The sequence below is a fragment of the Pseudomonadota bacterium genome (assembly GCA_039028935.1).
Taxonomy (GTDB): Bacteria; Pseudomonadota; Gammaproteobacteria; order Steroidobacterales; family SZUA-146; genus SZUA-146.
The window spans coordinates 83,893-98,357 of sequence record JBCCHD010000008.1 but is presented as its reverse complement, the minus strand read 5'-3'; the positions used below and the strand labels follow the sequence as shown (position 1 = coordinate 98,357).

12 protein-coding genes are annotated in these 14,465 nt (G+C 56.3%); 7 read left to right on the top strand and 5 right to left on the bottom strand.

Annotated features, from left to right (window positions below; all coding sequences use genetic code 11):
* The first annotated feature begins 37 nt into the window (after positions 1 to 37).
* The 5 genes from dsbD to AAF465_05975 all read left to right on the top strand — a co-directional run bounded on the left by dsbD (position 38) and on the right by AAF465_05975 (position 6,731).
* Positions 38 to 2,221 (top strand): protein-disulfide reductase DsbD, encoded by a 2,184-nt coding sequence (dsbD, locus tag AAF465_05995; GenBank protein ID MEM7082267.1) that lies wholly within the window; start codon positions 38 to 40, stop codon positions 2,219 to 2,221.
* Positions 2,222 to 2,279: 58 nt separating this feature from the next.
* A complete protein-coding gene (locus AAF465_05990) occupies positions 2,280 to 2,828 on the top strand; it encodes a TlpA disulfide reductase family protein (GenBank protein ID MEM7082266.1) in 549 nt (182 codons plus the stop codon).
* A 41-nt stretch (positions 2,829 to 2,869) separates the two neighbouring features.
* On the top strand, positions 2,870 to 3,436 hold the full coding sequence (gene yeiP, locus AAF465_05985; protein MEM7082265.1) for an elongation factor P-like protein YeiP: 567 nt from the start codon (positions 2,870 to 2,872) through the stop codon (positions 3,434 to 3,436).
* A 177-nt stretch (positions 3,437 to 3,613) separates the two neighbouring features.
* Positions 3,614 to 5,161 (top strand): AbgT family transporter, encoded by a 1,548-nt coding sequence (locus AAF465_05980; GenBank protein ID MEM7082264.1) that lies wholly within the window; start codon positions 3,614 to 3,616, stop codon positions 5,159 to 5,161.
* 43 nt (positions 5,162 to 5,204) lie between these two features.
* Positions 5,205 to 6,731: a leucyl aminopeptidase gene (locus tag AAF465_05975; protein ID MEM7082263.1), complete on the top strand. Its 1,527-nt coding sequence runs from the start codon at positions 5,205 to 5,207 to the stop codon at positions 6,729 to 6,731.
* A gap of 101 nt (positions 6,732 to 6,832) precedes the next feature.
* Here the strand turns inward: AAF465_05975 and AAF465_05970 are convergent, their stop codons facing one another.
* From AAF465_05970 to AAF465_05950, 5 genes are read right to left on the bottom strand one after another with little or no spacing between them, the layout of a single operon-like run.
* Complete coding sequence (locus tag AAF465_05970) at positions 6,833 to 7,630, bottom strand: hypothetical protein (protein ID MEM7082262.1); 798 nt, start codon at positions 7,628 to 7,630, stop codon at positions 6,833 to 6,835.
* Between the two features lie 14 nt (positions 7,631 to 7,644).
* Complete coding sequence (locus tag AAF465_05965) at positions 7,645 to 8,466, bottom strand: hypothetical protein (protein MEM7082261.1); 822 nt, start codon at positions 8,464 to 8,466, stop codon at positions 7,645 to 7,647.
* Positions 8,463 to 9,164: a HEAT repeat domain-containing protein gene (locus tag AAF465_05960; GenBank protein MEM7082260.1), complete on the bottom strand. Its 702-nt coding sequence runs from the start codon at positions 9,162 to 9,164 to the stop codon at positions 8,463 to 8,465. Before AAF465_05960 ends, AAF465_05965 begins: the two co-directional genes overlap by 4 nt.
* Positions 9,157 to 9,726: an RNA polymerase sigma factor gene (locus tag AAF465_05955; GenBank protein ID MEM7082259.1), complete on the bottom strand. Its 570-nt coding sequence runs from the start codon at positions 9,724 to 9,726 to the stop codon at positions 9,157 to 9,159. The genes AAF465_05960 and AAF465_05955 overlap by 8 nt, the downstream gene beginning before the upstream one ends.
* A complete protein-coding gene (locus tag AAF465_05950) occupies positions 9,714 to 10,073 on the bottom strand; it encodes a hypothetical protein (GenBank protein ID MEM7082258.1) in 360 nt (119 codons plus the stop codon). The genes AAF465_05955 and AAF465_05950 overlap by 13 nt, the downstream gene beginning before the upstream one ends.
* Positions 10,074 to 10,522: 449 nt before the next feature.
* Between AAF465_05950 and AAF465_05945 the strand changes: the two genes are divergently transcribed.
* Positions 10,523 to 13,555 carry an EAL domain-containing protein gene (locus tag AAF465_05945; GenBank protein ID MEM7082257.1) on the top strand — a complete coding sequence of 1,011 codons (3,033 nt, stop codon included), beginning with the start codon at positions 10,523 to 10,525 and terminating at the stop codon, positions 13,553 to 13,555.
* 432 nt (positions 13,556 to 13,987) lie between these two features.
* On the top strand, positions 13,988 to 14,464 hold the full coding sequence (gene accB, locus AAF465_05940; GenBank protein MEM7082256.1) for an acetyl-CoA carboxylase biotin carboxyl carrier protein: 477 nt from the start codon (positions 13,988 to 13,990) through the stop codon (positions 14,462 to 14,464).
* Position 14,465 lies beyond the last annotated feature (1 nt).

Genomic DNA, 14,465 nt, shown 5'->3' with positions numbered 1-14,465 from the left:
CACACAGCGGGCCCCAAGGCCCGACAACGAGGACCGTATGCCGACTTTTTCTGCCCCAAATGTCACTCGTCGCCTGCTCGCTCTGCTCGCGATTCTGACCCTGCCTCTGAGCTCGGCCGAAGAGCCCGACCTGCTACGGGCCACGGAAGCGTTTCAGTACAGCACCAGCTCGCAGCCTGATGCGGTCATCGTTAACTGGAACATCGCGCCGGAATACTACCTTTATCGCTCTCGCATGCGCTTTGAAAGCACGACAGACGGCGTTACCCTCGGCGAGCCAAGGATGCGCAAGGGCAAAATCAAAACCGATGAGTTCTTTGGTGAGCAAGAGGTGTTTCGCGGCAACCTGCGCGTGGAGATACCGTATCAGGGCGATGCGGAGTCGCTCGAACTGAAAATCAAATCCCAAGGCTGCGCCGATGCTGGTTTGTGCTATCCACCGCAGACCTGGACGGCAACCATTGAATTGCCAGCCTCCACATCATCAGGCGGGTTGCTCGACATGCTCGCCACGGAGGCGAACGGATTCGATGAGGACGGTCCTCTCCCCCCTGAAGTGGCCTTCCGGGTCGACGCGTTGATGGTTGATGATTACACCCTATTGGTGCGTTGGGATATCGAGCCCGACTACTATCTTTACCGAGACAAACTGGGGCTCACCGTGGAGAGTGACCTGATCCAACTCGGCGCGATCAAATGGCCAGACGGTGTCATGAAAGACGATCCTGAATTTGGACGGGTAGAGGTGTATGAAGCGCCTACCGAGATTCGCATACCGGTGTCGCGCGCCAGTCGCGAGGCGGGCACGCTCGAACTGACCGCCACCTACCAAGGATGCGCGGAAGTATTCGGCATATGCTACCCACCCGGATCACGCACGCTGCTTGTGACGGTCGACGAAGCCACGACAGATGCCTCAGCACTGAGTTCGGCCGGCGGCACTGAGCAGGTCGCGGAGCAGGATAAACTGGCGCAACTGATCAAATCCGGTTCGTTGCCACTGGTGATGGCAACGTTTTTCGGCTTTGGTTTGCTGCTGGCGTTTACACCGTGCGTACTGCCGATGGTGCCGATTTTGTCGGGCATTATTGCCGGCCAAAAAGGCGAGGTGTCCACCCGCCGTAGCTTCATTCTGTCCCTTGTATACGTACTCGCGATGGCGCTGACGTACACCATCGCCGGCGTGATTGTGGCGATGCTCGGGCAAAACGTGCAGGCCATGTTCCAAAACCCAGCCGTGCTCATTGCGTTCAGCTTGATTTTCGTCGCGCTCGCCTTGGCGATGTTTGATGTCTGGCAGTTCCAAATGCCGGTCGCCATTCAAAATCGGCTCAACGCGGCGGGTAGTGGTGGCGGCTACACGGGTGTGGCAATCATGGGCGCATTATCCGCCCTGATCGTCGGACCGTGCGTCGCCGCGCCGCTGGTGGCGGTTCTGATCTTTATCGGCCAAAGCGGTGACGCGGTGCGCGGAGGCGTGACGCTGTTTGCGTTGGCGATGGGTATGGGCGCACCGTTGCTCGCGTATGGCGCAACAGCCGGTCAATTGATGGTGCGAGCGGGCCCGTGGATGGAAGTGGTTAAACGCCTATTTGGCATTATGCTCTTGGGCGTAGCGATCTGGCTGCTCGCGCGCATTTTGCCGGCGCGCGTTATCATGGCGCTGTGGGCGGTGCTGGCGTTTGGCGCGGCCTGGGCGTTTGGTTTGTTGCTCAAGAAAAACCTGCTGGTGTTTCGCGTGGCGGCCATTGCGTCCGTCGCGTACGGACTGGTTCTCGGCGCGAGCGCCCTACTGGGCGGCAGCGATCCGCTCAACCCGGCGCGTGGCACGCCGTTTGGCGAACACGAAGAACATCTCGCATTTCGTAAGGTGGCGACCGTGGAGGCGCTGCAGCAGGCTGTGGCCGAGGCGGCCGCCAACGGCAAGACGTCAATGCTCGACTTTTATGCCGACTGGTGCGTGGAGTGCATCAAAATGGAAAAAGAAGCCTTCAGTGATGCGGCGGTACTCGAGGCGCTCGCCGATACGGTCGTACTGCAAGCCGACGTGACCAAAAACGACGACAATGATCAGGCCTTACTACACTATTTCGGCATCTATGGCCCGCCCACGATTGTGTTCTTCGATAAGGACGGAGTTGAACGACGCAACTTCAGAGTGGTGGGTTACATGGGTCGCGACGAGTTCGCCGATCACGCCCGTCGCGCCGTTGCGCCTTAAGCGCGCGCCATTTTTCGTCTAATCGTATCTTCACGCGATTCGTGCGATCCTCCACGCTATGACAAACTCGCGCCAATCAGTGCTGTTTCTTGTTGTGGTACTGGCCTCAACCGCAGCCGGCTACTTCGCCTATACGGCCGCCCAGCCCGGTCCTCCCGCTAAACCGGCGGTGAACGTGGATTCGGCAGCGCTCGATGCGCTTGGGCTGGCGACACCGTCGGGCGACATGCGCACCATGAATGAGTGGCAGGGACAGCCTCGGCTGGTCAACTTTTGGGCCACTTGGTGCGGACCCTGTCGAGAAGAAATGCCCGTGCTCGTCAAGGCCCATCAGGACTATGCCGAACGCGGATTGGCGGTCATTGGCCTTTCTATGGACTATCCGGATGACACCGCATTGGTGCAACAGTTTGCGGACGAATACGGTGTCGAGTTTCCGATTCTAATGGCGGCTGATCATGGCAATGCGCTCGCCGCCAGTTTTGGCGCCGACAACTTTGCGCTGCCAATCACTGTCTTTGTGAAAGCGGATGGTACGGTCACCACCATCCACATGGGCCTACTGTCACAAGAAGAAGCCGACCAGGAATTAGCGAAGCTATTTTGATCGATCGGCGGAAACACGCCGCCTATCTCGAGAGACAAATCATGCCAAAAGCCAGTGAACTTAAAAAAAACATGATTGTGCGCTACAAAGATCGCGCATGCGTCGTACGCAAGGTCGAACAGCGCAGTCCGTCGTCTCGCGGCAGCAACACACTGTATAAAACCCGCCTGCAAGATGTGCAGTCCAAGCAGAACTTTGATGAATCGTTCAAAGGCGACGACCAGCTCGGCGATATCGACTTTGTGCGTCGTCAAGCCGCGTATTCTTATTTCGACGGTGAGCTGTACGTCTTTATGGACAGCGAGGACTACTCGCAGTATTCCCTCAATGCCGACGATCTGGAGGGCCAGCTGCCCTATTTGAACGACGGATTAGAGGGCGTGTACGTAATGGTTATTGATGGCTCTGCCGTCGGCATCCAGCTCCCGCCCTCAGTCGATCTGGAGATTGTTGAAACCGCGGCGGCACTAAAGGGCGGCACCGTCACCAAACGCAGTAAGCCAGCCATTTTGGCCGGTGGGCTCGAAACCCACATTCCGGAGTACCTTGCTCAAGGCGAGGTCATTAAAGTGAACACCGAAACTGGCGAGTACATTTCTCGAGCGTAAACTCGCCCCGTCCCGAAGTCTCGACATCAAAGGCCGTACTCTTGGCCAATCGCCTCTCCCCCCCGGGCGTGGAAAAAAACCACGCACAATCTGAGGTAAACTCGGGGCATTACCTTGTGGAGAAAAACAGTGGCCAATTCGGACGCTCACGGCGATATCACTCAGCAATCTAATCGGATGACTCGATTCCTCAAGGTGGTTGAGGCGCTCGGCAATGCCCTTCCCCATCCGGTCACACTGTTCGCGCTGTTCGCGCTCGGTGTCATTGTGGTCAGCGGGCTGCTGGGCTGGATGGAAGTCGCCGTGGAGGATCCACGACCCATCGGCGCCAAAGGGCGGGCCGACAACGGCATGATCGAGGTGGTTAGCCTGATGAGCGCCGATGGATTTCGCAAAATCGTGCTCAACCTCGTTACGAATTTCACCAGTTTTGTGCCGCTAGGCACCGTGCTGGTTGCGCTGTTGGGGGTTGGCGTGGCAGAGCGCTCTGGATTGCTCACCGCCATTATTCGCTCGATCGTGTTGAACGCCAGCCCAAGGGTCGTCACCGTGGCAATCGTGTTTGCCGGCATCTTGTCCAACACCGCATCGGAAATGGGCTACGTGGTGCTTATTCCACTAGCCGCCATCGTGTATCTGTCGCTCGGACGGCATCCGCTCGCGGGCCTGGCCGCGGCGTTTGCGGGCGTGTCGGGTGGCTACAGCGCTAATCTATTGCTGGGCACGGTGGATCCGCTGCTGGCAGGCATTACCGAAGAAGCGGCGCGTCTGATCGATCCGGACTACGTGGTGGATGCGAGCGCGAATTGGTTTTTCATGATTGGCAGTACGTTTTTGATCACCTTTGTCGCCAGCTTTGTGAGTCTCAAAATCGTTGAGCCTACGCTTGGGCCCTATGATCGCAATCAGGCCGGGCTCACCGATGAGGACAACCAACAGCTCGACCCACTCACCAACGAAGAGTCTCGCGCACTGAAAGGCGCTGGAATCGCAGCGCTTTTGATGATCATTGGCATCGCACTGTTGGTTGTGCCCGAAGGCGCTGTACTGCGCAACCCCGAAACGGGGCTGGTGAAAGGCTCGCCATTCCTCAAGGGCATTGTCGCGCTCATTTTCGTCTTTTTCCTAGTACCCGGCATCGTTTACGGTCGCATGACAGGCACAATGCGCTCCGATCGTGACGTGATCGACGCAATGGCCCATGCAATGAGTACACTTGGCCTCTATATCGTGCTGGTGTTTTTTGCCGCGCAGTTCGTCAAGTTCTTTGCATGGACCAACCTCGGCGCCGTTACAGCGGTGACTGGGGCAAATTTCCTTGAAAGCATCGGGTTAACCGGCCCGGTTCTGTTTTTCTTCTTTATTCTGATCTGCGCGTTTATCAATCTCATGCTGGGTTCGGCCTCAGCGCAGTGGGCAGTCACGGCGCCGATCTTCGTACCGATGTTGATGCTCATTGGGTACGCACCGGAGGTTATTCAGGCCGCTTATCGTATTGGCGACTCGAGCACCAACATCATCACACCGATGATGAGTTATTTCGGACTCATCATGGCCTTTGCGGCCCGTTACGTTCCAAAAGCGGGTGTTGGCACACTGATTGCGATGATGCTGCCGTACTCGGTCGCGTTCATCTTGCTATGGAGCACGTTCTTTTTTGTGTGGGTGTTTTTGCTCGGTCTACCGGTCGGACCCTCCACGCCTACCTACTACAGCGCGGGTTAGCCCCCGATCAAGCCTTTTTCGCTACCACCCCCTGGAGCACGATGTGAAACACCTTATTACGCTGATCATCGCCGCGTTACTCACTCTGAATGCGGCCGCTGAACCCTTTGCCTTCAGCTCGTTCTCTATTCCCCCCGATGGGCGACTGGTTATACCGGTTAGCGAAAGCGAGGCATTAACCGGTCTTGCGGCGACGCTGGATGAGCAACTTGGCGGCGCTTTGTCGATCGCCGCGGAGGAAGCGTCTTTTACCGCTGCCGAGGGCCAAACTCTGACGCTGTACGGTGTTGGCGGTTATACACGAATCGACATGATTGGTGTTGGCCGCTCGCCCGCGAGTCGAGTCGCCGCCGAAAATTTTGGCGGAACGGCCGCAGCGCTGCTGGCGAACACCAGTGGCGGCTCCGTGCAGATTCTCTGGCCTGACGCCATCGGTACACGCGATGCCACGGGCGCCCGTGTTGCGTTTGGCTACGCATTACGCGACTACCGCTTCGACCGCTACATGCGGGAAAAAGCCCAACCGGGTCCTGAAGTTCGCGTGTTGAGCGACGACGATTCGGCCGAACAGTTTACAGGCGACCTGAGCTATCTTGCCAAGAGCGTGCATCTTGCACGGGACATGAATTCCGAGCCCGGCAATATCATCTATCCGCAGTCCTTCGTCGACCTGTACAAAGCGCAGTTTAATGGGTTGGATAATGTGCGCGTAAAAGTACTCGATGAAACGGATCTTTTGCGCCTGAACATGGGCGCGCACTATGGCGTAGGCAAAGGCTCGGTCCGGCCCCCACGACTGCTCATTGTCGAGTACCTCGCCGGTGGCGACGCACCGCTGATCGCACTGGCCGGTAAAGGCGTGACGTTCGACACCGGCGGCATTTCGCTCAAAAAGAACGACAAAATGTGGATGATGAAAGGGGACCTAGCGGGAGCGGGTGTGGTAATGGGCACCGTGCTCGCCGCTGCCAGACGTGGTGAACCGGTCAATGTGGTGGCGCTCGCAGCGCTTGCCGAAAACATGCCGTCAGGCGTCGCCATCCGCCCCGGCGATGTACTCACCTCTATGTCTGGACTCACAATCGAGATTCGCTCGACCGATGCGGAGGGCCGCCTGGTACTCGCCGACGCCGTGCACTACGCGCAGGAGCGGTATAACCCGGCGGTGTTAATTAATGTCGCGACGCTGACCGGCTCAGTGGGACGTGCGCTAGGCGATCGCTACGCCGGCGTTTTTGGACGGCATGATGCGCTCATCGACGAGCTCAGTCAGGCCGCCGACACCGCTGGTGAGCGCGTATGGCGACTGCCTTTGGACGAGTCTCACTTCGAACAGATCAAATCCAAATACGCGGATGTGATCAATAGTGGTGTGGGCAGCCCCGGAGCGAGTGTGGGTGCCGCGTTCGTCGGCTCGTTTGTCGACGAAGACCAAGTGTGGGCCCATTTTGATATCGCGGGTGTCGATTTCTATGAAAAAGACCGCCCCACTGTGCCCATGGGTTACTCGGGCTGGGGCGTGCGCACGCTGGACGAGTACTTACGACGACAATCGCGTCAAACCAACTGACGCCGCTTCACTAACAGCGTCGGTGGTCCACATCGGCTCGTGGCACCGTTCGAACACAGGAGTAAAAGACGCCTGGGCACTCACCGCCCAGGCGTTGGTCACTACTGGTTCTTTTCGATATAAATATCACCTTGAAGTCCTTTCATTCTGACGACGGGACCACCGCCGTTAACGTTCGCGATAATCACACTCTCAATACGAATCGCGGCGCCACGCGCATCATCCTTGCGTTTGACGACGGGCTTGCTCGGTTCCACATCAACATCGAAATCTGAGTACACTTCGCCATTGCTGGTATCCAGATACAGCTTTGCGCCTGCATCGGGTGGCAGTCCGAGTCGAAGATCGCCATTAATCGTTTCGAAACTGGTCGCGCTATCACCGTCAAGTCGGGCAAAACTCACCGTAATGTCTTTGTTTACCGACTCGGCGATCACCGAGCCCGAGATGTTGGTGGCCGTGATTGGGCCATTGACATTCGATAGCTTGAGACTTCCCTCAACGTTGCTCACGATGATCTCGCCGTTATTGATGGTTCGCAGGGACAGGTTGGCCCGTCGTGGTATCCGTGCCAAAACGGTAACTCGATTACTCCGCCAGTCGGCGTCGAATGAAATAGCATTGTTATCTTCTTCAATCTCCAACGCATAGGCGCCCCCTTTCAATAGCTGCGTGCCCGACGGCGTCACAATCTTTCGCTGGCCGTCTGCCACCATCACTTCAAACTGGGCATCATCGCGGTTTTCGCCGATCACCTCGATGCGCGCCGACATGATGTTGATGTCTAACTCGATCGGCTCACCTGGGCGCGAAATGGGCACATTAACGGTTTGCGGCCCCTGCTGCGCGAACGCGCACGCGGTCAGGAGAATGGCCAGTAAACAAAAACTCTTCTTCATGGTTGTCTCCACCATCACTGTTTACGAATTTGAATATCACCGTTCATCGATTCGACGGTGTAAAGCGGCCCACCCGAGCCAATCCGAAACCCGGATTGCTTACGGATGAGAAATTTATTGCGTCCTTTTTTGGTCACTTGCTCGACACTTGCCGGACGAGCCATCGGTTCGATGGGTAGATCGGACGAAACGTCCCCATTGAATAGATCAACCGCCACATCAAGCCCGGCAGTCGCGGGAACAATGAGCGTGATGTCGCCGTTAATTGTGTCAAAGCTGCAGTCATCGGTCGGGGCCTTCGCGAATGCAATGTCCACGGGGCCATTCACCGTTTTTATCCGCGCGCAGTTGTGTACGCCAGACACGTCGATGGCGCCATTTACATTGCCGGCGCTGACGACACCACGAATGTCTCGCACCTGTACATCTCCATCGAGAACCGTGCGCACGTCGATCAATGCATCGGGCGGGACGACGACATCAAATTCAAGCTCGAGACGACAATCATCGCAATGGCGCCCACTGTTCCAGCGTTTTTCCGGGTCACCCACTTTAAATTTGACCGCGTCGTCTGACGCGTCAACACTCAGCTGGATGACTTCTTTTGACCACTCGAAGTCTTCCTGCGTGGCGGCCGATCGCTGCTCTTTGACAGACACTTTTATCTCGCCGCTCGGCCCCGGTTTCACCTTGACACTGCCCCATACATTGCGGATGACCAACGTGGGAGAGGCGTTAACGGTATAGGTTTTTGTCCAGCTGTCCTTTTTAACCTCACTCGCATCGGCACTCGCCCAGAGCGTAGCGATGACCGCGACAATAAGCAGGATTTTCATACTGAGTTCCTTTTTAGGGTGTTCAACACATGTTGATTGAGATCTGGAAATAGTCGTTTCTGTTCGGCAAGTTGGCGTAATGCGTCAATTTGAGCGGGGGTGCCGTGCCGCAACACCAAGTCCACCAGAGCAAATTGCACGAGTGGCGCGTCGGCATTTTCCAGTTGCTGCATCAATGGCGCCGCGACCTCAGCCGATGCCAGTCGTCGGCCGAGCGCCTCGACGGCCGCGGAGCGAATCGAGTCGACCCGATCAGTCGTGGCGACAGTCAGCAATCGCTCTGTCACTTGCGCATCGTCGAGTCCCGATTCAGCGGCACCGAGCACGCCCATGAGACGTTTCCCCGGTTGTTGGTTTTCCAGCCGATCGAGGATAAGACTGCGATTGAGTTGCGATACGTTTTGCTCCAGAACCGCGAGTCGGTCAGAGCCGCTATCGCCGGTCCACACTAGGCCGGAGACCACGCCTGCCAATAAACACGCTGTGGCCGTGACCCAGCCAGTACCGGATGCCAAACCCAACCAGTTACCGAGTCGCGTGATCAGTCGAGGCTTACTTTCGTCGTGAAGGCGAGCATAGAACTGTTGGCGCAAACGATCCGAGGGCTGCTCGCGCTCCAGTTGTCCTAACGTCGACCAGAGCGAGTGCTGTTCACCCGTTTCATCGTTGGACAAGTCGGGAAAGACTTTTTTAGTCATCAATCGATACTCCGTGTACGCGGGTAAAGGTGTCATTGAGTTGGGCCATGGCGCGATGCATGCGCACTCTTGCCGCCCCGGTGCTGCATGCCAGCGCTTGGCCGAGCTCTCGATAGCTGTCAAATTCGAAACGTCCGAGCCAAATCACTTCCTGCGCGGCAAGCGGCAACTGACCCAGGGCGTGGAGCACCTGCTGCATTTTTTGCGATCCGGCCGCCGCCTGCTCGGCGGATCGATAATCCGCTAGCGAGTTGACATCGGCCGCGTCCTCCACCGACACCGAACGGCGGGTTGCACTTTGGCGCAAATAATCGAGTGTGAGATTACGGGCAATGTTGAACATCCAGGCTTTGAAGCTGCCCTCGTTACGAAAACTGTCGGCACGCTTAAGTAGTCGAATGAACACGTCCTGAACCAGATCTTCGCTTTGGGCGCGGTTGCGGGTCATCTGCAGGCAGAACTGAAAAACACTGCGATGGTGGCGCTCAAATAGCGTCGCCAAACAAGACGCGTCGCCACTCGCGACCCAGTGAATCAATTGCTCATCCGTTACAGTGTGCATGAATCCAGGTTCTCAAGCGTGTGCGCCCGATTCGACAAGACGCCACACCGTGACAAACTCAACCGAGGCGCCGTGACACACCAGTACAGGCCAATCGGCGCGTCGCAGACATCCGGATGCGACAACGGTACCACCTTAATGTCCAGCCACATCACGGGCTGTTCGTACCCGAGCCACTTAACGCTGAGGCGCACAACCACGCCAGACCCATCCTGCCAGTCTGCTGATGACTCCACGTGCGCCGCCGCCGGCGCCGTGATGGCCTGAATCTCAACCTTGCCGTCTGCGCTGAGTGCGAAGAAAACGATTACAACAACAAGCAAATACACGTGATTTGACGAAAACATGAGCCAGCTTCCATTGGGTTGCTTACTCTCATGACGAAGCCACAGCAAAAACGTTACAGACAATCAGTCGTCAAACGGCAGGCGCCGCGGCTCATCGGCATCGATTGACGGCATTCGCAAGCGAAAGTTACCGCGCCGGTCACCTTGGCGGTCTCACCGTATCGGCCCGCCCAAGACAGCGACCACTCCGCTCAGGTCGCGGTGGTTGACAAAACACCCTCCCCCAGCGAGCGAAAAAAGACGCGCCCCTACCGGAATCGAGCCCTGTTCTCAGTTTGCTCGTCTCACCCTGTGCGTCTGATTGACATAAAGTAGGAGGCTCGACGCTCGTCTCTCGCTAATGTTTCCGTATAAGTGGTCGCTAGGGTTAGAAGCCACCCGACACTGTGTCGGTGCGGGGTTGCGCGCACCTCAAACGCTGATAAAACAGTGTATTAGCCTGGATGACTATGCGACTCACTTGCCTGTCCTTAACGACAATCGCCTTTTTGCTATTCAGCGTCTCGTCGCTCGCTATCGAGTTTACTGAAGAAGAACGGGCTTTCATTCTAAATAATCCTAAGATTATTGTCGGCGGCGAGACCGATTGGCCGCCGATGGATTACGTTGAGAATGGCGAGTACACCGGCGCTGCGCTGGACTACCTCAACGAAATCTCCGCTATCACAGGACTTGAGATTGACTTGGTGGTTGGGCCCACGTGGGGTGAACTCATGGGCATGATTCGTCGCCAGGAAATCGACTTCCTTCCGATGATGTACTGGACTGAGTCGCGCGCACGCGAATTTCATATGACGCTGCCTTACATCACGATTCGGCACTACGTCTTTATGAAAGGTAAACGGCCAGACATTCGGTCGTTGGAGGATTTGTATGGCCTCACGATGGCAATTCCATCCGGTTACGCGTCCATTGAGTACCTCTCTGAATTTCATCCGGAGATCAACATCCTCGAGACAACCGGCGTTGTCGACGCGATGGACGCGGTCTTGATCGGCGACGCTGATGCCGTCGTAGAGAGTACGGCTAGCATTGCTTACTACGCCTCATCGCAGAGTATCATCGGACTTGAACCCGCATTTAAAGTCAGATTCGAATCGAATAACTTAGCCATGGCCGTCCGCAGCGATTGGCCTATCTTGCGCGATATTATTCAAAAAGCCCTCAACGAAATTTCCGCTGAGCGGGCAACCGCCATCATGGCAAAATGGAGTGGTAGCGAAGCGGCGGCCAAGACCTTCTTGACCGCAAGCGCCGAATTTACCGAGGCCGAAAGCACTTTTCTGAAGCGTAACGCCGTGTTCACGGCATGCGTCAATACTCAGCGCATGCCGCTGGAATCGTCACGAAATAATGTGGCTGACGGCATGGCTTCGGACTATCTTGCCGCATTGGGCGCGACGCTCAACGTCAATTTCAGTGTGCGTGGGTATGAGTCCTGGCGCAATATCGAAACCGCAATCCAACGTGGCGAGTGCGACCTGGCCACGTTGGGACGTATCAACCGCACCGCAAACACGCTGGCGTTTTCACCCGCGCACATCACAGAAAAACTGGCGCTGGCAACACACTCACGTAGCGGCTTTGTCGACGATCTTCGGTCACTTCCAGACGGTAAAGTCGGCTATGTCAATGGCTACGTTGATCTTGGTCTCCTTGAGAATCGCAGCCCGAATGTCGAGTTCGTCGCCTACGATTCGCTTCAAGCCGCCCTTAACGATGTTGTAGACAATGAGTTATACGGAGTTATCGACCTCATGTCGGCCGTTAACTACGCGATCCATCGCCGCGCCGATTCGGCATTGAGGATAAGCGGAATTTTCTTGGATGACAACGTACGGTTTGGTGTCGCTAGCGCGGGCAATCGCCCACTGCTGTCTTCGACGATCAACAAAGCGATCTCGGCGATGCCGCCTGCCTTAGCGACAAACGTGCACCAAAAGTGGGTGGCCGTGACGATTGAAAAAGAAACCGACTACACGCTGCTGTGGCAATCGATGCTAGTGGCAGGTGTTATTTTGCTCGTCGTGCTTAGTCGCGTCATCGAGTTGCGCAGACATCGCGAAGAAATCAACCAAAAGAACCAAACGCTGCACGAAATCAATGCCAAACTAGAAGCGCAACACGACTCCGCCCTGCACATGGCCTATCACGATCAGCTGACCGGCCTGCCCAATCGGGCCAAACTGATGCAAGACTTAGACTACGCCATGAAGGTTCGACGGCGAGAAAACCAGCAGCTTGCGGTGCTGTTTATTGACCTCGATCGCTTCAAGCCAGTCAACGACACACTCGGTCATGCCGTGGGCGACAAACTACTGAAGCTCGTGGCGCGTAAGCTCTCGGGACTGTTGCGCGAAACCGATCACCTTTGCCGCTTGGGTGGCGACGAATTTGTGGTGATCCTGCCAAACGTCGCCAATAGCTATAATCCAAGCCTTGTCGCTCAGCGCATCATCGATTTGTTGAGCGCCACGATGATCGTCGATGAGCACGTGGTCAACATTGGTTGCAGCGTCGGCATCGCGATGGTGCCGGATGATTCGGATGATTTACACAGCGTGATCAAATGCGCCGACAGCGCCATGTACACCGCCAAGCAAAACGGTCGAAATGGCTACGCGTTCTATCGTGAAGATCTGTCCAATAAAATGGCGCGACGTACGCAAATTGAAAACGCGTTGCGAAAGTCGATCGACGATCAAGACTTTTCGCTGGTGTTTCAACCGATCGTCGACCTTGAGCGCCAAGAGGTGGTGAAGGCTGAAGCACTGATTCGGTGGAATCATCAAACGCTGGGCCTAGTACCACCCGATGAATTTATTCCGATCGCAGAAGAGGTCGGCCTGATCGTCAAAATCGGCGACTGGGTGCTGCGCAAAGCCTGCGAAACCATGCAGCAGTTCATTTTCGATGGCGTTGATATTCATGCCATCGCCGTCAATGTATCGAGTGTGGAATTTGTTAAGAGCGACGTACCGGCTCGCTTCCATGACGTGCTCCAACACTACGGCGTGAAACCAGAACAAATCGAAATCGAAATGACCGAACGTTATATGCTGGAGCCGTCACAGGGCGCGGAAAACGAACTGCAGCAACTTCGCGATATGGGCCACACATTGTGCGTCGACGATTTTGGCACAGGCTACTCGTCGTTGAGCTACATGAAACAACTGCCGCTGAACGTCGTCAAAATCGATCGCTCCTTTATTAGTGACCTGCCACACGATCAAAACGATTCGGCTATTTCGCAAGCCATCATTTCGTTGTCTCACAATCTAGGCTACAAAGTGGTGGCCGAGGGTGTGGAAACGCGTGAGCAGCTGGACTTTCTTGTCGACAAATGCTGCAACTACGCCCAAGGCTATTTTCTCAGCAAACCGGTGCGCGCCATTGAATTTGCACAAGCGATGCGTGACATTCGCGATCGGCTCGAGCAAAAGGACAATTGGACACAGACGCTGAAGGTCCTTCGCCGCTAGCTTCGAATCGACCTCGCGCCCGCCCACCCCTGTACTCGGCGCGAATGCCAGTCTGCGCAACACCCTCTGACCCACCTTGATGCGTGCCTGACACGGGTGGTCACACCGGATATCTTCCTGTATTGCACCGTTTTGGGGCGGCCGTTATGCCTGCCCATGAATGCCCATGAATGCCCATGGCGGGACACGTGCTTTGGAAACTTCCCTAATTTCCTGTAATATCCGGCAAACTCCGGCGAAAACTGGAACGGGTAACGCACTGATTTAACCTAATAGCGTCTCGCCGACTGAGTGCGGCGTGGAGCAATCACCAAACCAGTCGATCCACGATGATCGCGTCGGTTTGGACCAAAAGGCAGCCGAACGGCGAAAGATAGCCCAAAATACAATCATACGCGCGGCACATTATGCACGCGCCCAGGGGACATGATGATGGACATTCGAAAAGTTAAAAAACTGATCGAAATGCTGGAGGCCTCCGGCATCCACGAAATTGAAATTACGGAAGGCGAAGAGTCGGTTAGGCTCTCCCGACAACCGGCGGTCACGGCGCCCGTCCGATACGAAACCATCACCGCGCCAGCGCCCGTCGCCGCACCCCCACCGCCTGCGGCGGCCGCCGCGCCGGTCGCCAACACCACCGAAGAGGCCGCCAAGAGTTCAGAAGTGCCCAGCGGACACATTGTGAAGTCGCCGATGGTCGGCACGTTCTATGCGGCGCCCACCCCCAACGCCAAGCCCTTTGCGCCCGTGGGTGCGAGCGTGAGCAACGGCCAGACTCTGTGCATCATCGAGGCGATGAAAATGATGAACCAGATCGAATCCGACGCCGCAGGTGTCGTGAAAGAAATTCTGGTGGCCAATGGCGAGCCGGTGGAATTTGGCCAGCCTCTCTTTGTTATCGAGTAAG

Coding starts and splice junctions, on each gene's coding strand:
- dsbD (MEM7082267.1), top strand. CDS start 38: ATGCCGACTTTTTCTGCCCCAAATGTCACTCGTCGCCTGCTCGCTCTG.
- AAF465_05990 (MEM7082266.1), top strand. CDS start 2,280: ATGACAAACTCGCGCCAATCAGTGCTGTTTCTTGTTGTGGTACTGGCC.
- yeiP (MEM7082265.1), top strand. CDS start 2,870: ATGCCAAAAGCCAGTGAACTTAAAAAAAACATGATTGTGCGCTACAAA.
- AAF465_05980 (MEM7082264.1), top strand. CDS start 3,614: ATGACTCGATTCCTCAAGGTGGTTGAGGCGCTCGGCAATGCCCTTCCC.
- AAF465_05970 (MEM7082262.1), bottom strand. CDS start 7,630: ATGAAGAAGAGTTTTTGTTTACTGGCCATTCTCCTGACCGCGTGCGCG.
- AAF465_05965 (MEM7082261.1), bottom strand. CDS start 8,466: ATGAAAATCCTGCTTATTGTCGCGGTCATCGCTACGCTCTGGGCGAGT.
- AAF465_05960 (MEM7082260.1), bottom strand. CDS start 9,164: ATGACTAAAAAAGTCTTTCCCGACTTGTCCAACGATGAAACGGGTGAA.
- AAF465_05955 (MEM7082259.1), bottom strand. CDS start 9,726: ATGCACACTGTAACGGATGAGCAATTGATTCACTGGGTCGCGAGTGGC.
- AAF465_05950 (MEM7082258.1), bottom strand. CDS start 10,073: ATGTTTTCGTCAAATCACGTGTATTTGCTTGTTGTTGTAATCGTTTTC.
- AAF465_05945 (MEM7082257.1), top strand. CDS start 10,523: ATGCGACTCACTTGCCTGTCCTTAACGACAATCGCCTTTTTGCTATTC.
- accB (MEM7082256.1), top strand. CDS start 13,988: ATGGACATTCGAAAAGTTAAAAAACTGATCGAAATGCTGGAGGCCTCC.